The sequence below is a fragment of the Bacillus sp. ms-22 genome, from assembly GCF_009759805.1.
Classification (GTDB): domain Bacteria; phylum Bacillota; class Bacilli; order Bacillales; family Bacillaceae; genus Bacillus; species Bacillus xiamenensis.
Map to the genome: position 1 here is coordinate 2,481,673 of NZ_CP046653.1, position 19,556 is coordinate 2,501,228.

Consider the following 19,556-nt stretch of genomic DNA (forward strand, 5'->3'; position numbering starts at 1 on the left):
AAAATGATACCGCCTTCAATAGTTGCAAGAAAATTTAAATAGAAAAAACAAGCCATAATGACTTGTTTTAAGTAAAATATTCAATTTTTGCAGACGGAAAGTACTGTTCGATATATGATTCTAACGTCTGTCTTAGTTCTTGTTCTTCATCTTTTTGGTAGATATATTTTCCAATTCCATATCGACCCCATTTGTATCTTCTTTTTTCTTCATCTAATTCTAATTTTGTTTTCGGATAGTTTTTTTGGATGACGCGCTTCGCTGGTTTTGTAAAACGGTGCTGAATCATTTCAAAGGTGATATCCTGTCTCACATCTTCGGGAAGAGCTGCATCGAGCTTTTCAAAAAGCACCTTATAACCCTCTTGCCAGCCTTCATGAATGTAAATTGGGGCAATAATAAATCCAAGTGGATAGCCGGCTTTTGCTACCTTCACAGCCGCTTCAATTCGCTGATCAAGGGGGGATGTCCCGGGTTCGAAATACTTAATGACATAATCTGCGTTAATGCTAAAGCGGAATCTTGTTCGTCCATTATGCTTAGCATCTAATAGATGATCGACATGATGAAATTTAGTGACAAATCGAAGTTTGCCAAGATCAGTCTGTCCGAAGTATTCTATGGCCCGCTTTAGTGTATGTGTCAAATGGTCAATTCCGACGATGTCGGATGTACATGAAGCTTCAAATCGGGTGATATCCGGGGCACGCTCGTTCATGTATTGTTCCGCCTGATCTAATATTTCTTCTACATTGACGTACGTTCGAATGTACGGTTTACTTCCCATCGTTGTTTGCAGGTAGCAATAATGGCAGTGACCCATACATCCTGTCGCAAACGGAATGGCATACTCAGCGGATGGTTTAGACGTATCGAATTTTAATGTTTTTCTCACACCAATGACAAGCGTTGATTTTGCATTACGGTACTTTTGCAGGTCATTTTTACCCGGAATATTTCTCACCTGATTGTGTGACGTTGTTTCTCTTATTTCAATTCCCATACCTTCGAATTTTTCCTTCAGCTCTTGTCCTAAAGGGTATTCCAGCGCTCGAGGTTCAATATAAACAAGCTGAGGGACGAAAGGTTTGATCATATTTAGCACATCCTTCCCTTTATAGGTTCATACCGATACTTTAACCTCTCAGGATGGCTTTTATCCTTTCTAAAATCTTCCCTTATTCAAACAGATCTTGATAAAGGGCTTCTGCTTCTTCATAGGTTGGAAATACGGCATCATCAGGGGCTAATGGATGATATGTTTCAAGTAGAAATAGCGCAAGTTCTTGTTCGTTGTATGGATGTGATACAATTTCCGCTTCTTTAATTTGTGCCACATTTGCTGCATGTGGATTTCGATAAATCACATATACTTGATCACCTGGCTTATAGTTTGAGAAAGACAAGCTGGTCACCTCCATTTTTTTATTTTAGGATGCCCTTGTCTTCACTCGATATGACTCGATATGACTCGTTATGATAAAATTCGACAAAAAAACCAGACAGTTTTACCTGCCTGGTTTGATCACCTAGTTGTGTTGAAACGTTTTCTTCACGAATTCAACAACTTCTTCTGTTGTGCTAAGTGATAAGATATGCTCTTTAAATGATGCCGCTTCTTCCTTAGAAAGCTTGCTTAACTGCGTTCTTGCTGGAAGAATGGATGTGGCGCTCATTGAGAATTCATCTAATCCTAATCCAAGTAGAAGCGGGATTGCGATTTCATCTCCTGCCATCTCACCGCACATGCCAACCCATTTACCTTCTTTATGCGCTGCTTCAATCACAAGCGTAATCAGGCGTAAAATGGCTGGATTGTATGGCTGATAAAGATAAGACACTCGTTCGTTCATTCGATCAGCAGCCATTGTGTATTGAATCAAATCATTTGTTCCAATACTGAAGAAATCTACTTCTTTTGCAAATTGATCTGCGATAACAGCTGTTGATGGAATTTCCACCATCATTCCGATTTCAATGGAATCAGATACATCTGTACCACCAGCAACCAATGCTTCTTTTTCTTCAAGTAAAATGGCTTTTGCTTCTCTAAATTCTGTTAACGTCGCGATCATAGGGAACATGATTTTCAGGTTTCCATATGTACTTGCACGAAGTAATGCGCGTAGTTGTGTTCTGAAAATCTCCTGCTCTTCTAGGCAAAGGCGGATCGCTCTATAGCCAAGGAACGGGTTCATTTCTTTTGGAAGTTGCAAGTAAGGAAGCTCTTTATCGCCGCCAATATCAAGTGTGCGGACAACCACTGCTTTCCCTTCCATCTTCTCTAAAACGGTTTTATACGCATCGAACTGCTCTTCTTCTGTAGGAAGCTGATCTCTGCCCATGTATAAAAATTCTGTACGGTACAATCCGACTGCTTCGCCGCCATTTTCAAGTACACCTTTTACATCTTCTGGTGTTCCGATATTTGCAGCCAGCTCTACGTGAACGCCGTCTTTTGTCACCGTTGGCTGGTCAACAAGTTTCGCCCATTCCGCTTTTTGAGCTAAGTAGTCTTCATGCTTTTTTTGATACGCTTTCACTTCATCTTCAGAAGGCTGAATGATGACGTCTCCGCTAATACCATCTACAATGATCAGATCATTGTTTTTTACCGTTTTTGTCGCTTCTTTTGTTCCAACAACTGCTGGAATCTCCATAGATCTTGCCATGATTGCTGAGTGAGAAGTACGTCCGCCAATGTCTGTCGCAAAACCTTTGACGAATTGTCTGTTCAGCTGAGCTGTATCAGAAGGTGTTAAATCTTCAGCAATGATAATGACTTCTTCAGAAATCATACTTGGGTTTGGAATGTCAACGCCTAGCAAATGACCAGTGACACGTTTTGTTACGTCGCGAATATCCGCTGCACGTTCCTTCATGTACTCATTGTCCATAGCTTCGAACATTGTGACAAACATCGTTGCTGTTTCTTTTAAAGCAAATTCAGCATTTACTTTATCCGATTTGATTTTATCCTTTACTGGGTTTAGCAGCTCTGGATCACTTAACACAAGAAGGTGTGCAGAAAAAATATCTGCTTTATCTTGGCCAAGCTCTTTTAGCGCATGTTCTTTAATTGCTTCAAGTTCTTGTTTTGAAACATGAATTGCTTCTTCAAAGCGTTTCACTTCTGTCTCTGGATCGTTGATGTCTTTTTGGTGAACTGTTAAATCTGGTTCTTCCAGACGATATGCTTTTGCAATCGCAACGCCTGCTGAAGCACCGATTCCTTTCAGTTGTTGCATTACTCGCCTAGGCCTTCACTTTTCATTGTGTCTTTTAGTGCAGCAAGTGCATCATTTTCATCAGAACCAGAAGCAGAGATTGTGATAGTAGCACCTTTCGCAATTCCTAGAGACATTACACCCATAATAGATTTCAGGTTCACTGTTTTACCATTATATTCTAAGTTGATATCAGCATCATATTTACTAGCAGTTTGTACAAGAACTGTTGCAGGACGTGCGTGAATTCCAGAATCTGCAGTTACTTTGAATGTTTGTTGAGCCATTTTTATCAATCTCCTTTTTATACAATTCATACATCCACAATATTATATCATACTGCCGAGCTTGTCATCTAACAAGAACGGCAGTTATGAAAATTATTTTGAAATTTTCATGATGTTTTCTTGACCAGCTTTGATTTCACCGGTTTCTTGAAGGTCAATAAATTGTCCTTCACTTAAGTTTGTAAATACAATTGGAGTCATCAAAGATGGTACTTCTGACTTAATTTTATCAATATCAACCTCTAAGAGTTTTTGACCGATTTCTACTTGATCTCCCTCTTGTACAAATGCTTCAAATCCTTCTCCTTTGAGGCTGACTGTATCAATACCGAAGTGAATCAAGATTTCAAGTCCACCATCAGACTGGAGGCCAATGGCGTGCTTCGTTGGGAACACATTTAAGATTTTCCCTTTTACCGGTGAAACCACCGTTCCCTCTTTTGGCAAGATGGCAAAACCGTCACCCATCATTTTCCCTGAGAATACTTGATCTGGTACATCTGTAATTGGATGAAGCTCCCCTGTAATTGGTGAAGCAAATATTTCTTCCCCATGCTCGTTTTGAAGCGGCTTTGCAATGACTTCTTCTACCTGCTGGCTGACTTCTTCTTTTGCAGAAGGGTCTTTCGCTGGACGAGGCGTGCGGCCTGCAATAATGTCTTGCATCTGTGTTTTTAAATTATCAGAGCGCGGGCCAAAGATTGCCTGAATGTTATTTCCTACTTCTAGGACACCTGAAGCGCCAAGTTTTTTCAAACGATCTTTGTCTACTTTCTTCTGATCATTTACCGTCACACGTAAACGCGTAATACAAGCATCTAGGTGTTTAATGTTCTCTTGGTCACCCATCGCTTCTAGAATTTCATAAGGCAAATCATCACCTTTTCCAGACTGAGCATCGCCTGCACCATCAGCCGCTTCATCCTCGCGTCCTGGTGTTTTCAGATTAAATTTGCGAATCGCAAATCTAAATCCGAAGTAATAAATAACAGCAAGCACAAGACCGACTGGAATCACAAGCCACCAAGCCGTTCTGTTTGGCAAGATACCGAATAAGAAGAAGTCGATCAACCCTCCTGAGAAGGTCATCCCGATTTTCACGTTTAGAATATCCATTATCATAAAGGATAATCCAGCAAATACACAGTGGATCGCAAATAATACGGGTGCGACGAACAAGAATGAGAATTCAAGCGGTTCTGTAATCCCTGTTAAGAAAGAAGTCAGAGCTGCTGAACCCATAATTCCAGCTACAAGCTTTTTATTTTTCGGCTTTGCTTCATGATAAATCGCAAGTGCTGCTGCTGGAAGTCCAAACATCATGAACGGATATTTCCCTGTCATGAATGTCCCGGCTGTCAGCTGAACACCATCTTTGATTTGCGCCATGAAAATGCGCTGGTCACCACGGATAATATCTCCTGATAAGCTCTTATAGCTAAAAAATTCATACCAGAATGGTGCGTAGAATATGTGGTGCAGACCAAACGGAATGAGTGAGCGTTCAATGACACCGAATACAAAGGCAGCCAGCGGCTCATTCGCTGCAAGCAGTCCTGTTGAAAATGAGTTCAATGCACCTTGGATTGGCGGCCAAATGACGAGCATCAAAAGCCCTAAAATAAGTGCTGAAATAGACGTAACGATTGGAACAAAACGCTTACCAGCAAAGAAGCCAAGATATTGCGGGAGCTCAATTTTGTAAAATTTATTAAACATATAAGCGGCTAATACCCCGACAATAATCCCGCCAAACACGCCGGTAGACAAGGTCGGTATGCCGAGCATATTAACATATGCTGGATGACTTTCCTTAAAGAACTTAGCCAATTTGATTGAATCGGATGGAATAGAACCGTTGGCCATTAATACGGCACTCATCGTCACGTTCATAACGAGATAACCGATAATTGCGGCAATCCCTGCCACACCGTCTCCATTGGCAAGACCGATGGCAACCCCTACAGCAAAGAGGAGCGGAAGATTCGAGAAGACAATGTTCCCTGCATTCTCCATGACGCTTGCAATAAGCTGAATTGTATCATTGCTTAAAAATTGAGCCACATCAATCAGCTGCGGATTTTGCATCGCATTTCCAAGTGCTAGTAAAATACCAGCAGCAGGAAGAATCGCAACTGGAAGCATAAGTGCTCGTCCAATTTTTTGCAACACACCAAAAAGTGATTTAAACACTGGTTGAACCTCCTTTTGTTTTCGCTTACAACATACATTTCAATCGCGTGCTGACGTATATTTCATAATTAACCGTTTACATTTCACTTTCAAACACGAAAAAAGGCATGGTGATATAAGGTTGCGCAAATAACAGGATCTTATCCTGTATTTACCTTAAGTCACTCATGCCTGATCGAATCAGTTACACGTTTTACGGAAACTATGAAATTTTATTCGTCAATCTGTACAGGTGAAGGGTCAAATAGACAGCTTCTGCATCATGTACAGGCTTTTTCAATGCATGTTGCAAAATTTTGATCATTTTCCAAGCAGTATTGTAGCATAAAGGATATTCATTTTTCAATAGATGAAGCAACTTTTCTGGCTCCTCTAATGATTCTTCCCGTTTAATACGCTCAATCGAAAACGTGATATGGCGCAATAAGCGTAAATAATGAATACTTTCTCTGTCTACTTTCATATGAAATGAATCTTCTATGACTTGGACCATTTGTGTAATGAGCTGCGAATGACGGTTCACCTCAGACAACGGCCGATTCGTTAGAGCAGAGTGAATATGGAGCGCAATAAATCCAATCTCTCCTTCTGGCAACTTTGTTTCAACATCTGGCCGCGCATTAATTAGTTCAACGACTTCCTTTGCTACCTCGTATTCTTTTGGGTATAAAGATTTCGTCTCAAGCATAAAAGGGTTGGTGATATCATAGCCTTGTTTGACCCGCTTAAAGCTAAAGGCAATATGATCTGTCAGCGCAATATGAATATGCTCATTTAAGCGATGACCCATTTTTTCTCGTATATGATAAATGACGTCATTGGCAAGCTCGATTATGTCCTCATCAATATGATGCAGCAATTGTTTGTACTCTGTTTGTTCTTTTGTATTTTTAAGTACAAACATTTTCTCAAATGCGGCTTGATCGAGAATATCACCCGATTTTTTTCCGAAGCCGATTCCTTTTCCGATCAGAACCACTTCGCCCAAAGAAGGGTGTCTTGCGATGATGACATTATTATTTAACGCTTTATCAACGGTGAAGGATTCCATGAACATCCCCACCTCCTTCTTATTCAATCCCTTTTATCGTACAAAACAGATGAAACATGCGTCAACGATTGTTTTTTAAAACAGTGGTTGTCCGTTCAATGAGCCGAAATGGCAGCACTCTTTTTTCTGGTGCTTCTCCTTTTAACGACAGGTGGAACAAATCGAATGCTTCCTGTCCCATTCGTTTGATTGGAATTTCGATGCTGGAAATCCCTAGCGCTTCACTCAATTGTTCGTTTTGAAAGCCGAGTATTGCTGGTGCTTCCCCTACTTTTATATGATGGCGCTGTGCTTCTAATAAAAAGCCCGCTGATACGTCGTCATTTGTGATAAGTAAGGCTGTAGGACGATTTTTCATCTCCTGCCATTCTGTGAATAATTGTTTTCCATCAAACAGGGTCAGTTTTCCTTCAACGATCCATTCCTCATCAATGTCCTGCCCAAGTGATCGCATCATCTCTTGATACACCTGAAGGCGTGTTTGGCTATTTGTTCCCTCTATTCTGGCAAGAGCGATGGCGATTCGCTGATGACCGCATGCCGCTAAATGTTCAAGTCCTTCCTTAAAAGCTTGATCATGTGCAATCGACACTGATGAACATTCATGATGCGGGGTAGGGTGACAAAAAATGATAGGGCCAAATTCCTGCCACTTTAAAATTTCCTGATCACTTAGCGCATTTGAGCAAAAGATCAAACCATCCACACGCTGCTCCTTTAAACTCATTAAAGCCTCTTTTTCCTTTAATGGGTCATATCCGGTTTGAAACAAGGCAAAATGCATACCGCATGCCTGTGCCTTCTCAGCTATACCTGTGACAAGTCCGCTGAAATAGGCGTGATCAATCGTCGGGAGAACGATCCCAATCATATTCGAATAACCCTTCGCTAAATGAACAGCCTGAATATTCCTTGTATACTTGAGCTCTTTCATCGCACGAAGTACACGTTCTCGTTTTTCTTCTTTGACATAAGGATGATGGTTCATCACACGTGATACGGTGGTCACAGATACGCCCGCTCTTTTCGCAATCTCCCTTATGTTTGGCATTTTTTCTCCTACTTTCTCTTGATATGGTAAGCGTTTCATACTTTAAGATGTATGCGAGCTGAACAAATCACTGGATGGAAAGGGGGATTCAAGATGGGTATCATCATATGGATCATCTTATGTATGACGGTTTTGTTGTCTGCTCGCTTCGCACTAAAACCTTTAGGAAAAGAATTTCAAATCAAACCGTTTCAATCAATTGATGATTTTTTTGTTGATAAGGACCTGAAAGAGTGACAAAAAATCACGATGACGCTTCCAAGGCTTGGACGTTCATCGTGATTTTTTTTCATTACTTGATGATCGTCAGCTCTTTTGGATACTTGGTCAAGGTGACTGGCCCATCTGCTGTAATCAGAACATCATCTTCAATTCTAACCCCGCCGACTCCTGGTACATAAATACCCGGCTCAATCGTATAGACCATTCCTTCTTGCAGAAGGTCATCGTTTGCTTGGCTCATAGAAGGAAACTCATGAACAGAAATCCCCAGTCCGTGTCCAAGGCGGTGCGGGAAATATTGGCCATATCCCGCTTCTGTGATCAGCCCTCTTGCTTTTAAATCAAGATCGCCAATTCTCACACCCGGCTGGCTCATTTCAAGTGCTGCCATTTCTGCTTTTAAGACGGTGTTGTAAATATCCTTTTGTTTTTCAGACGCTTCTTGATAGATGAAGGTTCTTGTAATGTCTGAACAATATCCATCTACGATCACACCAAGGTCAAATAATACAAAATCGCCTTTTTTTAAGGCTGCCTGTCCTGGATTTCCGTGAGGTTCGCCTGATTTTTCTCCAAAGAGAACCATTGTTGAAAAGGACATGCCTTGGATGCCTTTTTTCTTTAGTTCATATTCGATGACAGCAAGAACCTCTGTTTCTGTGATCCCTTCTTTTAAGGCATTGACGCCAATTTTGACCCCTTCATCTGCCAATTGAGCGGCTTTTTTCAGTGTCGCAATTTCAGCTTCGTCCTTTATCAGCCTTAGCTGGTTTAGCACATCTTCTGCCCGGACGAATGTTTCTGCCCGCGTGACAGCTTGGAGCTGCTCTGCTCGTTGCAGAGGAATTGATTCTTTTTCAATCGCCAGACGAGTCGTCCGTACACCTCGTTTTTCTATGGCCTTTTGCATGAAATCAAATGGGTTTTCATGATCTTCATATCCAATGATCTCTCCATGCCATCCTGCATTCTTCGCCTGCTCCATTTCCATTTTAGGCAAAATGAAAAATGGGTCTGCCTCTTGAAAAACAAACAGACCCATCACTCTTTCGTACGGTTCTGTGAAGTATCCAGATAGATAGAACACATTTTCCTTTGTATGTATAAATGCACCTTGAATGTCTTTTTCCTTTAGCCAAGAAGACAAGTGATTCATTCGGTTCATCGTGATCCTCCTTACACGTTTAACTACTGATCTATTGTATCAGCTTTTACTGTATTTCGCACAAAAGCGCACTGACATAAAGCCAGTGCGCCTTGATAATTTGCTTAAGAGGCACGAAGCAGACGCAGGCCATTTAAAATAACCAAAATTGTACTGCCTTCATGTCCAATCACACCAAAAGGTAAATCAAGAACTTGTAAGAAATTCGCACAAATTAATAGACAGATCACAGTTAATGAAAAGATGATGTTTTGTTTAATGATTCGATTCATTTTTCTTGAAAGACGGATCATCTTTGTCAGGTTGTTTAAATTATTTTTCATTAAAATGAGATCTGCCGTTTCTAATGCAACGTCTGTCCCTCCGCCCATCGCCACCCCAACATCTGCTGTGGCGAGTGCAGGTGCATCATTAATCCCGTCTCCTACCATAATGATAGAATTACCTTGTTTTTTTAATTGATTGACTTCATGGACCTTCTCATCTGGAAGGCATTCAGCGACAACGGTTTGGATACCGGCTTCCTCTGCAATCGCTTCAGCGGTTTTTTGCTGATCTCCTGTCAGCATGACCGTTTGGATACCTAAATCGTTTAGCTCCTGGATCATTTTTTTAGCTTCTGGTCTGATTTGATCCTTTAGACCAAGGCAGCCGACGACTTCTTGATTTTTTTGAACATAGACAACTGTATATCCTTGTGCTGAAAGAACATCACCAGCCTCTTCAATTTCACGATCCATTGAAGCTTTTCCGGCAAAATCTTTCTTTCCAATACGCCATGTGTCTCCGTTCAATTGTGCCTTCACACCAAAACCAGACGTTTCTTCAATGGTGACATGAGCTGACCGCTCCGTTTGGTGCTCTTTTGCCATATCAGAAATTGCTTTAGCTAATGGATGGTTTGACTGACTTTCAATTTGATAGAGCGCCTGATAAAAGGTCGATTCATCTTGCTCTTTTGCCATGATCACTTTTTCAACTGCTGGCTTTCCGCTTGTAATCGTGCCCGTTTTATCAAATGCAATCATCGTGCTTGTGCCGAGCTTCTCTAAAAAGACACTTCCTTTCACAAGCATACCGTTTCTTGCGCCGTTTGAGATCAGTGAAAGAGCTGCTGGCATAATAGACGCAACGAGTGCACAAGGTGAGGCAACCACCATAAACACCATCGCACGATAGAATGTCTCACTCATACTCCAGCCAAGTACAAAATGAGGCAGGAACATTAACATAGCAACAGTGATTAGCACACCTTTTACGTATGCACCTTCAAATTTTTCAATAAAGGCTTGGCTCGGCGAAACACTTTCCTGTGCAGACTCGACAAGCTTAATGATTTTATGGAAAAGCGTTTCTTCATTATGTTTCGTGACTTCTACTGTTAATGAACCATTTAAGTTCACAGTTCCTGCAAACACATCTTCCCCTTGTCCTTTTTCCTGTGGAACCGATTCACCAGTCAGTGCAGATTCGTCCACACTTGTTCTTCCGCTTATGATCACACCATCTGCTGCAATACGTTCGCCAGCTTTGATTAAAATACGATCGCCTGGCGTTAGTGAAGAAGCAGCCACTTGGATGGTGGTGCCATCTTCTTCAATGAAAGTGGCTTCATCTGGGGCGATACTCATTAATGCCGTTAAATCTTTCTTGCTTTTATTTGATGTGTATGTTTCTAGCGCACCGCTGAGCGAGAAAATAAAAATTAAGATGGCGCCCTCCGCCCAGTATCCAATAATCGCTGAGCCTATCGCTGCAAAAATCATTAAAAGTTCAACATTCAATGTTTTAGATGAAATGGTTTCTTCGATTCCTTCCTTCGCCTTTGCAAAACCGCCAATGACAAAAGCAAGAATGAAAAGTGGAATACTCCACATGCTTTCATCCTTTAGAAACCATCCAATCAAGATGAGAATCCCCGAGATACCTGCTGCCATTAATTCTCCGTGCTGTGCCCATTTGTAAAAGAGCGATGTTGATTCCTTTTGATTTGTCGTTTGATAAAGTACTGTATTCTCATTCATGATTGTTTTCTCCTCTCTAATTGATAATGATTTTCACATTATCAATCGTTACCCGTTCCGTTTTTCATCTATTTTCCTTTGATATTTCAAGCTTTTTATAGGTATGTAACTCATTATAACAGGTTCTGATTAATTTTCAATTAATAATTATTATAATTTCTTTTTGATAATAATTATCATTATTGATACCGTCCATTCCTTCCTCATCTGAGCACATTTTATTCAGCTAAGAGTCAATTGAACACAAAAAAAGAACCAAAGGTTTGACCATTGGTTCTTTACAGAAAGGATTTTCTCTATGAATTTGTCCACTCTTTGATTTGTTTTTTCGTCATTGGGCCTACATGGTTTTTGACTACTTCTCCTTTTTCATTGATCAAAAAGGTAGTAGGAATCGTGATAATTTGATATTTCTTCATCATTTCACCGCGCTCATCCAGCACAATCGGAAATGTAAATTTTCTATCTTTCACAAATTGGGCGACGGCATGTTTACTTTGCTCAGCACCCAGTAAATTAACCGTCAGTATATCAACATCACTCTGATTTTCTTTCACGATCTGCTCAAAGGCTGGCAGCTCCATTTTGCAGGACGGGCACCATGTTGTCCAAAAATGCAGGATCGTTCGTTTCCCTTTCGCCGGAACCATCTGCATCTCCCCCGTTAAGGCAGGAGCCTCTATCCTCGGCGCCATCACAGGCTCTTTCGCTTCTGCCTCTACGTTCATCAGAAATAGAAGAAGGGTCATTATCAGAAGACTGGCAGGTAGATATGTACGATTCATCATCATCTTCCTTCCGCGTTTTCTTATAGCTTGCCCTCTAGCTGAAGATGACATTCATGCTTTTTTCACTGTGAGAAACATGGAAACGCCAAGCTCTTTACATATGGTTGCATAATGAAGAGCCGTCAATAGCAGCATTCCCGTATTCATGCCTAAGATGACCCCCATCATATTCAAAGATTCCATTGACCCGAGGAAATACACCATAGAAAACGAGACGACATGCACCCATATATTATGTAGGAACACATCTTTCATCAGCCCCATTCCGATTAAACACGCTTGAAACGGCATCACAAACAGGTGGCATAAAAAATACGGCCAGAGCAGCTGTAGATAGACGGCTGCTTGCGGCGAGTCAAAAAAGAGCTGCGCGAGCGGGTAGGCGAAGTAATACATGATCATCACTGCCGGCACCCCATACCCAAACGTAATGAGAATCGCTTGCCTTACACGTTTTTTCACGAGATCATACTGCCCTAAGGCATAGGCTTCAGATACATTCGGAATCATCACAATCATAATGGAATGTGCGATAAATGCCGGGAAAAAACCGATGGACATCGCTACACCCGCAAGCATTCCGTAATGATCAACAGCCAGTGTTCCAGAAATACCGGCTGCCACAAGGGCCCCTTTGATTAAAAATGGTTCAACTGCATTGGCAATCGCATGAAAAATGCGCATGCCGGTTGTCGGAATGGAGACAGCTAACAATCGCTTTCTTACGTCAATCCCTCTTAGTTCAACAGACCGGACATTCACAGCATTTTTTGCCATGATGTATTGGGAGTATAGATAGATAAAGACGACAAGATCACTTGCAACGATGACGCCAATCGCAATCAGCACCGCTGTTTCGATACCAAACGAATACCAATGAAAAAACAAAAACAAGCAGATGAGCTGGATCGTTTTTTTCAGCATATTCGCTAGGGCAATTCTGCCCATTTGCTGCTTGCCCATAAAGTAGCCGCGTGCAATGGAAGTAAACGCGATAATGGGAATGAGTGACAAAACCAAACCTTTCATTAATGGATGATACGACTGAAACACAGGAATGAAAGGAAGGACAATCGCTGCGATTCCCGTAGTTGTACATGTCACCACAAGCGTCATTTTAAACGCATGGCGCAGCATACTTTTGTGTAACCGCTCGTGCGATTCGGCAATGAATTTAGAGATGGAGACTGGTAGCTCTAAGCTGGCGATCACTAGTACAAGCATGATGATTGGAAGGATGCTCATATAAAGACCCATTCCATGCTCTCCAAGCTCTCTCGCTAAAATCATATTGACTAAGAACTCGATACACTCCGCAATAAAAGCTGCGACAGATAGCAGAATGACCCCTTTTACAAATCGATTCATGTAGCCTCCCCTTGTCTAAAAGCAAATTCTTTTCACATTCTATGAGACAAGTCCTGAAAATATTTTGATAATTGGAGACAAAAAAAGCAGCGACCTATTGATCGCTGCTCAGCGTGTAGACAAACCCTCGCATTCGGTGTCAGTCCTGCGCGCCGGTGCTCACGAATGTCAAATTCGCTCCGCTCCGGTACTCGTCCTTCCTAGACTAAAAAGGTTTTCAGTTCACGCTGGAACGAAGACAAAGGGCTAAAATAAAGTTCATTTTAGCCCTTTGTCAACAATCTATTGATCGCTGCTTTTTTACACTGCAAATACGTGACGGCCGATGCGTTCTACAATTTTACGGGAACGAATCCAGTGATCTGTCGCCGTTTTTGGATTATAAAAATAAATCGCCTTTGTCGTTCTGTCATCTTCTTTTACAACTTGCTTCACAGCTTTTACCGAATCTTGATCTGGCTTATCATTGATACTGCCATTTGAAACCGGCTGGAAGGCATTTCGCTGATAAATGACTCCTCTGACACTGTCAGGAAAAGAGCCATGTTCCACTCTGTTTAAGACGACACTTGCTACAGCTTTTTTCCCAGCGTAAGATTCACCTTTCGCTTCAGCATGTACCAATCGAGAAAGCAAGTCCATTTCTTCATTAGAATAACGCGCTTGATTTTTTGAGCTTGCTGGCTTTGCCGTTTTAGCATGTTCCTTTTTCTTCGGCTTCGGTTTTGGTGCCTTTTCTTCTGTTGTCGTGCTTAGCATTTTCACTTCCTGCTGATGTTTCTCCTCTGAAAATGCCGGGATCACGGTATGCTTTTCATCTTGATCTATATATGAAAGCTGATGCTTCACAGGTGCTTGTCCAAGTTTTTGACTTAATGTGCCTTGCTGCTCTTGTATATTGTCCATCTTCACCGCTGAGATGAGCATAAGGATGGCAAAAAGAGCAGTATGAATTTTAATCATTCGCCTCATTCCTCCTATAATCAATGTAGGCCGTAAGATACTTGTCCACTCTAACAAGAGCTTCTTCTATTTTCACGCACAAAGATTTGCATGCCTGTCCAAATTCCGTCATTAAATGGCATGTCCTAGTTGAAATACGCATGAAATGGAAATGTTAGCGCTTAAAAGAGTCCTTTTTCAGCCTATAATCATCCTTATGCTCCTGATTATGGATTATTACATTTTCTTATCATATGTATCAGGCTGGTTTGAAGTGTGACAAAAGAACCAAAAATAAAAAGCTTTCTCTCATCCATGAGAAAAAGCTTCAGCTTCTTGCTTCTTTAAGATATTCAAAAATAACATCTCCACCGTGCTTGGCAATTCCGCGAAACTGTTTAAAATCATCTTGATTGACCAAAACAGAACGAAACGTTAAAAAATCATCCTTTTGAATGGTCACTTGTTTTTCGGTTCCATTCCGTAATGATTCTAGTATTGTGTGGATTTGTTCTTCAGTCAAAAAAACCGCTCCTTTTCAGCCATGATCAAATATTAAATATACCATTCGTTTAATGAAAACGAAACAAAAACGTCTTTATCCTTTACATTGGTATGAAAATATTGCAAAATACTTTTTAATAGGGAATGAAATCTGTTTTTAAAGGAGAGGGATCGGTTGAAGATTGCAAAAATTGGAAATGTGATCGAATTTAGAAATGGTTTAACAGGTGTAGTTGAAAAAGTGAATGAAAACTCTGTCATTGTAGATGTTACCATTATGGACAACTATAGAGATTTAGAACTGGATTCACTAACAGTCGTTAATCATAAAAACTATAAAATCATCAAAGACTCCGTACATTAATTTGCAATCCTCAATTCTGGCTATCGTTACATAAGGATATACGAAGCAAAGCTGCCCTCGTTTGACAGCTTTGCTCTCTTTTACCATCACATATGAAAAAGGCTGACAACCAAGTGAAAGGGCATCAGTCTTTTTGCGCGTGAAAGGTTTGCATTTCCGCTTTTGTTTTGTACATTTCAACTTCTTCAGGTGTGATCACTCCTTTATCAATTAAAAGGGCAATCACCCCAAGTAATGTGGAGGCACTCCATTTATACCGTTCCTTATTTTGATGTTCAAGCATGTGAAGCTCTTCTCTTAATTCCATGAGCAGCTTCTCTGTTTTGTCTTCTTTGTTTTCCAACCCAAACGCCTCCGTTTTCACTCGTTGCTCTTATTTTATCTCAAAGCAAATGGGATAAGCAAAAAAAGCACGATTTACCTTTACAAACATACGTTCTGTCGTATATAATATATTTACGAGCTGGTAGCCCCCAGCCGTCCTAGCAAGTTCTATTCCTATTGGTATGAGAAGAGTGACATGACTCTTCTCTTTTTTATGTTTCCTCATCAGCTCATTTCCACTAAAAAAAGACATGTCATCCGGCATGTCTTTTCCTATTAATTAGCGATTGTCAATCGTTTCTGGATACATATCATGATTCATCATACGATAAGATGCCATTTCTTCATACTTTGTCCCAGGTTTTCCGTAGTTCGTATACGGGTCAATCGAAATACCGCCTCTTGGTGTGAATTTTCCCCATACTTCAATATATCTTGGGTCCATTAATTCAATCAGATCGTTCATGATAATATTCATACAATCCTCATGGAAGTCACCATGGTTACGGAAGCTGAACAAATATAATTTTAACGATTTACTTTCGACCATGATTTCATTGGGAATATAGCTGATATAAACCGTCGCAAAATCTGGCTGCCCTGTTTGCGGACAAAGTGAAGTGAATTCCGGGCAATTGAATTTCACAAAATAATCTCTATTTGTATGTTTATTCGGGAACGTTTCAAGCACTTGTGGTGCATAGTCAAACAAATAATTCGTCCCTTGATTACCTAGTAAAGTGACACCTTCTAATTCTTCAGGTTTTCTTGTCGTCATTTTGTCTCTTCCTTTCTATACGCCTCGTTTATTTCCCCACAATAACGTGTGCAGCTGCGGTAAGACTCTCACACGATTCAAATCTGGATCTTGCGCCACTTGATCTACAAGCGCTTCATATTTCTTTAATAAATGCGTTAATAGGTAAGCATCATCAGCTGTCGTCGTATCATCATTTCCAACCTGCAAATAAAAAGGAAGCTCTGGGTATTTCGCATGAACATCCTTCGCATAGGCTAGATCTTGATCATCAAAGATCACGACCTTCAGGCTTGCATGCTGCAATCTGTTTCCGTTTTTCAGTTCATCAATGATACGTGTTAGTTTCGTGAAATCGGTTTTCATCTTCGAGCTTGGCGGCTTTGGAGAAATCGTTAAATCATCAATCTTCAAAAACCAATCTTGATACATCGTTCCTTGCGTTTCCAGTGCCGTATCAATCCCTTCTTCATGGAGCAGATCAATGAGGGATTCCATTTGCTTTAAAAGCGCAGGATTCCCTCCTGAAATGGTGACATGAGAAAAAGCCTCACCGCCTATTTTCTTCAGCTCTTTTACAATGTCCTCTGCTTGAAGCCACTGGATATCATGCTTGGCTGATCCATCCCATGTAAATGATGAATCGCACCAGCTGCAAGAGTAGTCACAGCCCGCTGTTCTGACAAACATGGTTTTTTGACCAATGACCATTCCTTCTCCTTGAATGGTCGGACCAAAGATTTCTAATACAGGAATCGCTTTAGTCACTTGAGCTCAACTCGTTTCGGACGGTAAATGCAATAGCTAGTTGGTGTCTCTCTGACAAAAACCTGAACACATACCGGTTTGTTCGCTAAAGTCGTTAAATACGCCGCCACTTTGTCATACACAGTCTTTGCAACAACCTCAGTGGTTGGCATAGCGTATGGATCGTTTGATGAAAATTCTTCATGGTCATTGAGCAGTGTATGGTCGTACTGCCCATGAATGAGCTTTTTCAGCGTGCTGAAATTGACAAGGAAACCTGACTCATCTAGATCGTCTCCCGCAATCGTGATATTGATCGTATACGTATGACCATGTACGCGGCTGCATGCACCAGCCTCTTCTCTTGGAATGAAATGGGCTGCCGATAGATGCATATCTTTATTCAATTCAAATGAAAATGGGTGATCTGTCTGTGGATAGATTTGAGAAAGCATTTAGTTTGCCTCCTTCATTTTCATATAAGTATCATAGCCATTTTTCCGAAGCTTACATGCAGGACATTCCCCGCAGCCATCAGAAATGATGCCATTATAGCAAGTGAGCGTTTCATTTTTCACAAAGTCTAGCGCATTCAGATCATCTGCCAGCTTCCACGTTTCTGCTTTATTGAGCCACATGAGCGGCGTATGAATCACAAATGGTTTTTCCATTGCCAAATTCACCGTAACGTTGCAAGATTTCACAAACTCATCTCGGCAATCTGGGTAACCACTAAAGTCTGTCTCACACACACCTGTGATAATATGTCTTGCTCCGATTTGATACGCAAGAATAGAAGCAAAGGATAAGAACACTAAGTTCCTCCCAGGAACAAATGTGGATGGCAGCTCGCCCTCTTTTTCCTCAATAGCAATGTCATCTCTTGTTAAAGCATTAGGTGCTAGCTGATTTAAAAGCGACATATCTAATAGATGATTTTTCACACCTAGCTTGTCAGCAATTCTTTTGGCGACATCAATTTCTTCTTGATGACGCTGATTATAATGAAAGGTTACTGTTTCAACCTCTTTAAATTGTTGAAGTGCCCATAATAAACATGTCGTACTGTCCTGTCCCCCGCTAAAGACAACGACCGCTTTTTCATTTCTCATTTTTCATTTTCCTCCTTTTACAGATGAGTACAATCGTACAAAGCTGCATCTGAAAGGCTCCTCACAACCCCTATTTTTCTCAAAAGAAAAGACACCTTTACATGTGTATGAGGTGTCCCAGCCATAAAAAATAAAAAATGCCACATCCAAGGATACGGCAAGTCCTTAGTTTTTTATAGAGGGTTTTGCTAGAACCTCTCCCGTCTTCACGGATTTTTGTTCAATTTTCACAGAGGATAGTGTACCACATATTTTTTATACAGGCTATCCCTTCTTTACTGATGAAAGGATGCAGGCATTTTTTTCAGGCAAAGAAAGAGGATGAAAAAGATGCTGACATAGCCGAAAATGGGGTAAACCGTTGAAATGAGTGTACCGTATCCAATTTTACTGATCACATAGCAGCAGATCAGAATAAGAGATATTGTATAGAGACTATTCATTCGGATATACACACTCACTTGTCTTTCGAGTCCATATAGATTCCCTATGACGGATGTAAAGACTTCGCCGAAGATCACAAATAAATAGATGAGATGTATGGAGTTTGCTACTTGATACACCACCTGAGCCATTGGAATATCATACGCCTCCAGCATATCTAATGAAGAAAGGGATAAAAAGCAGGCAATGAGAATGAGTGTCAGCATGCTGCCGCCAAGCACCGCTCCCTTTTTAATCACAGCCTCTGACGTCATTTCATTTGCAACCGGCACTAATACGGCTTGAGACAGCGCTAAATTAAAAGCGCCGTATGAAATTGCAGACAGCACCCATTCGCCCTCTCCCATTTGCAGCGCAAGAACGTGACTTTCACCGCTAGTAAACACAAATGAATCAAAAAACACAATGAATGAAAAGAAAATAAGCATCGGGACGACGAGAACGTTGACACCAAATACCCCTTTTGACCCTTTAAAAAGGACAATGACGCTCAGTATAATCGTTAAGAAAACACCATATTCCTTCGATATGCCAAGCTGTTCTTCAAAAATAGCGCCTGCACCAGAAATCATCACTGAGGTCACACCCAGTAAAATAAAAAACATGACGACATTTATATATCGACTCACTGCTGCTCCAAATAAAAAGCGATTCATATCTTGATAAGATGAAGCTTTCATTCGTTTCGAGATGAGCATCATTTTTGCGCCAAGGCCAGTAAAAATAGCGCCGCTAATCAAAATACCAATTAGTCCAATCCAGCCAAAACGAACAAAAAATTCAACGATTTCTTTTCCTGTCGCAAACCCAGCTCCAACCACTGTTCCCACATATACAAAGGCAAGCTGAAAAGCGGATTCATTTGAACGTTTCATTTGACCCCTCCGCACCCACACTTTCGATTGTCTCTTTTTTATCCTATGAGACAAGTTCCTTGAAAAGAAGGACAAACCATGATTAAATGCAAAAAAGGATTTTTTATCAAA

Annotated in this window: 21 protein-coding genes and 1 riboswitch; of the genes, 2 read left to right on the plus strand and 19 right to left on the minus strand. The window is 40.9% G+C overall.

Annotated elements, in window-relative coordinates; all coding sequences use genetic code 11:
• Positions 1–67: 67 nt before the first annotated feature.
• The 7 genes from splB to GPA07_RS12935 all read right to left on the minus strand — a co-directional run bounded on the left by splB (position 68) and on the right by GPA07_RS12935 (position 7,809).
• A complete protein-coding gene (gene splB / locus GPA07_RS12905) occupies positions 68–1,096 on the minus strand; it encodes a spore photoproduct lyase (RefSeq protein ID WP_008361181.1) in 1,029 nt (342 codons plus the stop codon).
• Positions 1,097–1,178: 82 nt separating this feature from the next.
• Positions 1,179–1,406: a transcriptional regulator SplA domain-containing protein gene (locus GPA07_RS12910; RefSeq protein WP_008361179.1), complete on the minus strand. Its 228-nt coding sequence runs from the start codon at positions 1,404–1,406 to the stop codon at positions 1,179–1,181.
• A gap of 123 nt (positions 1,407–1,529) precedes the next feature.
• Positions 1,530–3,248, minus strand: coding sequence for a phosphoenolpyruvate--protein phosphotransferase (ptsP, locus tag GPA07_RS12915; protein WP_008361177.1), 1,719 nt, complete (start codon positions 3,246–3,248; stop codon positions 1,530–1,532).
• On the minus strand, positions 3,248–3,514 hold the full coding sequence (locus GPA07_RS12920; protein ID WP_003211078.1) for a phosphocarrier protein HPr: 267 nt from the start codon (positions 3,512–3,514) through the stop codon (positions 3,248–3,250). Before GPA07_RS12920 ends, ptsP begins: the two co-directional genes overlap by 1 nt.
• Before the next feature lie 93 nt (positions 3,515–3,607).
• A complete protein-coding gene (gene ptsG, locus GPA07_RS12925; RefSeq protein WP_008361175.1) occupies positions 3,608–5,707 on the minus strand; it encodes a glucose-specific PTS transporter subunit IIBC in 2,100 nt (699 codons plus the stop codon).
• 202 nt (positions 5,708–5,909) lie between these two features.
• Positions 5,910–6,764: a glucose PTS transporter transcription antiterminator GlcT gene (glcT, locus tag GPA07_RS12930; RefSeq protein ID WP_034739792.1), complete on the minus strand. Its 855-nt coding sequence runs from the start codon at positions 6,762–6,764 to the stop codon at positions 5,910–5,912.
• Between the two features lie 55 nt (positions 6,765–6,819).
• Positions 6,820–7,809 (minus strand): LacI family DNA-binding transcriptional regulator, encoded by a 990-nt coding sequence (locus tag GPA07_RS12935; RefSeq protein WP_008361170.1) that lies wholly within the window; start codon positions 7,807–7,809, stop codon positions 6,820–6,822.
• 93 nt (positions 7,810–7,902) lie between these two features.
• Between GPA07_RS12935 and GPA07_RS18665 the strand changes: the two genes are divergently transcribed.
• On the plus strand, positions 7,903–8,046 hold the full coding sequence (locus GPA07_RS18665) for a hypothetical protein (RefSeq protein ID WP_167358851.1): 144 nt from the start codon (positions 7,903–7,905) through the stop codon (positions 8,044–8,046).
• Between the two features lie 55 nt (positions 8,047–8,101).
• Here the strand turns inward: GPA07_RS18665 and GPA07_RS12940 are convergent, their stop codons facing one another.
• The 6 genes from GPA07_RS12940 to GPA07_RS12965 all read right to left on the minus strand — a co-directional run bounded on the left by GPA07_RS12940 (position 8,102) and on the right by GPA07_RS12965 (position 14,841).
• Positions 8,102–9,196: a M24 family metallopeptidase gene (locus tag GPA07_RS12940; protein ID WP_008361168.1), complete on the minus strand. Its 1,095-nt coding sequence runs from the start codon at positions 9,194–9,196 to the stop codon at positions 8,102–8,104.
• Positions 9,197–9,300: 104 nt separating this feature from the next.
• Positions 9,301–11,220 carry a heavy metal translocating P-type ATPase gene (locus tag GPA07_RS12945; RefSeq protein ID WP_008361166.1) on the minus strand — a complete coding sequence of 640 codons (1,920 nt, stop codon included), beginning with the start codon at positions 11,218–11,220 and terminating at the stop codon, positions 9,301–9,303.
• A gap of 296 nt (positions 11,221–11,516) precedes the next feature.
• On the minus strand, positions 11,517–12,005 hold the full coding sequence (stoA, locus tag GPA07_RS12950; RefSeq protein WP_157292646.1) for an endospore biogenesis thiol-disulfide oxidoreductase StoA: 489 nt from the start codon (positions 12,003–12,005) through the stop codon (positions 11,517–11,519).
• Between the two features lie 54 nt (positions 12,006–12,059).
• The gene (locus GPA07_RS12955; RefSeq protein ID WP_008361162.1) at positions 12,060–13,376 is read right to left on the minus strand and encodes a polysaccharide biosynthesis protein; all 1,317 of its coding nucleotides are present in this window, start codon (positions 13,374–13,376) and stop codon (positions 12,060–12,062) included.
• Between the two features lie 300 nt (positions 13,377–13,676).
• Complete coding sequence (locus tag GPA07_RS12960; protein WP_008361764.1) at positions 13,677–14,339, minus strand: cell wall hydrolase; 663 nt, start codon at positions 14,337–14,339, stop codon at positions 13,677–13,679.
• Between the two features lie 307 nt (positions 14,340–14,646).
• Positions 14,647–14,841, minus strand: coding sequence for a hypothetical protein (locus tag GPA07_RS12965; RefSeq protein WP_008361762.1), 195 nt, complete (start codon positions 14,839–14,841; stop codon positions 14,647–14,649).
• 156 nt (positions 14,842–14,997) lie between these two features.
• On the opposite strand from GPA07_RS12965, the gene GPA07_RS12970 reads away from it, so the two are divergent.
• On the plus strand, positions 14,998–15,186 hold the full coding sequence (locus GPA07_RS12970) for a YkvS family protein (protein ID WP_003211747.1): 189 nt from the start codon (positions 14,998–15,000) through the stop codon (positions 15,184–15,186).
• Positions 15,187–15,310: 124 nt separating this feature from the next.
• Here the strand turns inward: GPA07_RS12970 and GPA07_RS12975 are convergent, their stop codons facing one another.
• From GPA07_RS12975 to GPA07_RS13000, 6 genes are all read right to left on the minus strand, one after another.
• Entirely contained in the window at positions 15,311–15,529 is a 219-nt protein-coding gene (locus GPA07_RS12975; RefSeq protein ID WP_071167706.1) for a hypothetical protein, read from the minus strand.
• A 261-nt stretch (positions 15,530–15,790) separates the two neighbouring features.
• Positions 15,791–16,288 carry a preQ(1) synthase gene (gene queF / locus GPA07_RS12980; RefSeq protein ID WP_003211403.1) on the minus strand — a complete coding sequence of 166 codons (498 nt, stop codon included), beginning with the start codon at positions 16,286–16,288 and terminating at the stop codon, positions 15,791–15,793.
• Positions 16,289–16,303: 15 nt separating this feature from the next.
• The gene (queE, locus tag GPA07_RS12985; RefSeq protein ID WP_157292648.1) at positions 16,304–17,035 is read right to left on the minus strand and encodes a 7-carboxy-7-deazaguanine synthase QueE; all 732 of its coding nucleotides are present in this window, start codon (positions 17,033–17,035) and stop codon (positions 16,304–16,306) included.
• Positions 17,032–17,469: a 6-carboxytetrahydropterin synthase QueD gene (gene queD, locus GPA07_RS12990; RefSeq protein ID WP_157292650.1), complete on the minus strand. Its 438-nt coding sequence runs from the start codon at positions 17,467–17,469 to the stop codon at positions 17,032–17,034. Before queD ends, queE begins: the two co-directional genes overlap by 4 nt.
• A complete protein-coding gene (gene queC, locus GPA07_RS12995) occupies positions 17,470–18,126 on the minus strand; it encodes a 7-cyano-7-deazaguanine synthase QueC (RefSeq protein ID WP_071167709.1) in 657 nt (218 codons plus the stop codon).
• Between the two features lie 159 nt (positions 18,127–18,285).
• Positions 18,286–18,330: riboswitch (PreQ1 riboswitch) on the minus strand.
• A gap of 71 nt (positions 18,331–18,401) precedes the next feature.
• On the minus strand, positions 18,402–19,445 hold the full coding sequence (locus GPA07_RS13000; protein ID WP_157292652.1) for a YkvI family membrane protein: 1,044 nt from the start codon (positions 19,443–19,445) through the stop codon (positions 18,402–18,404).
• Positions 19,446–19,556: the final 111 nt, after the last annotated feature.

Excerpts from the sequence above, each read along its gene's own strand:
- splB (WP_008361181.1), bottom strand. The coding sequence starts at position 1,096 with ATGATCAAACCTTTCGTCCCTCAGCTTGTTTATATTGAACCTCGAGCG.
- GPA07_RS12920 (WP_003211078.1), bottom strand. The coding sequence starts at position 3,514 with ATGGCTCAACAAACATTCAAAGTAACTGCAGATTCTGGAATTCACGCA.
- GPA07_RS12940 (WP_008361168.1), bottom strand. The coding sequence starts at position 9,196 with ATGAACCGAATGAATCACTTGTCTTCTTGGCTAAAGGAAAAAGACATT.
- queF (WP_003211403.1), bottom strand. The coding sequence starts at position 16,288 with ATGACGACAAGAAAACCTGAAGAATTAGAAGGTGTCACTTTACTAGGT.
- GPA07_RS12955 (WP_008361162.1), bottom strand. The coding sequence starts at position 13,376 with ATGAATCGATTTGTAAAAGGGGTCATTCTGCTATCTGTCGCAGCTTTT.
- GPA07_RS12945 (WP_008361166.1), bottom strand. The coding sequence starts at position 11,220 with ATGAATGAGAATACAGTACTTTATCAAACGACAAATCAAAAGGAATCA.
- GPA07_RS13000 (WP_157292652.1), bottom strand. The coding sequence starts at position 19,445 with ATGAAACGTTCAAATGAATCCGCTTTTCAGCTTGCCTTTGTATATGTG.
- stoA (WP_157292646.1), bottom strand. The coding sequence starts at position 12,005 with ATGAATCGTACATATCTACCTGCCAGTCTTCTGATAATGACCCTTCTT.
- GPA07_RS18665 (WP_167358851.1), top strand. The coding sequence starts at position 7,903 with ATGGGTATCATCATATGGATCATCTTATGTATGACGGTTTTGTTGTCT.
- GPA07_RS12960 (WP_008361764.1), bottom strand. The coding sequence starts at position 14,339 with ATGATTAAAATTCATACTGCTCTTTTTGCCATCCTTATGCTCATCTCA.
- queD (WP_157292650.1), bottom strand. The coding sequence starts at position 17,469 with ATGCTTTCTCAAATCTATCCACAGACAGATCACCCATTTTCATTTGAA.
- GPA07_RS12935 (WP_008361170.1), bottom strand. The coding sequence starts at position 7,809 with ATGCCAAACATAAGGGAGATTGCGAAAAGAGCGGGCGTATCTGTGACC.
- queC (WP_071167709.1), bottom strand. The coding sequence starts at position 18,126 with ATGAGAAATGAAAAAGCGGTCGTTGTCTTTAGCGGGGGACAGGACAGT.
- ptsP (WP_008361177.1), bottom strand. The coding sequence starts at position 3,248 with ATGCAACAACTGAAAGGAATCGGTGCTTCAGCAGGCGTTGCGATTGCA.
- glcT (WP_034739792.1), bottom strand. The coding sequence starts at position 6,764 with ATGTTCATGGAATCCTTCACCGTTGATAAAGCGTTAAATAATAATGTC.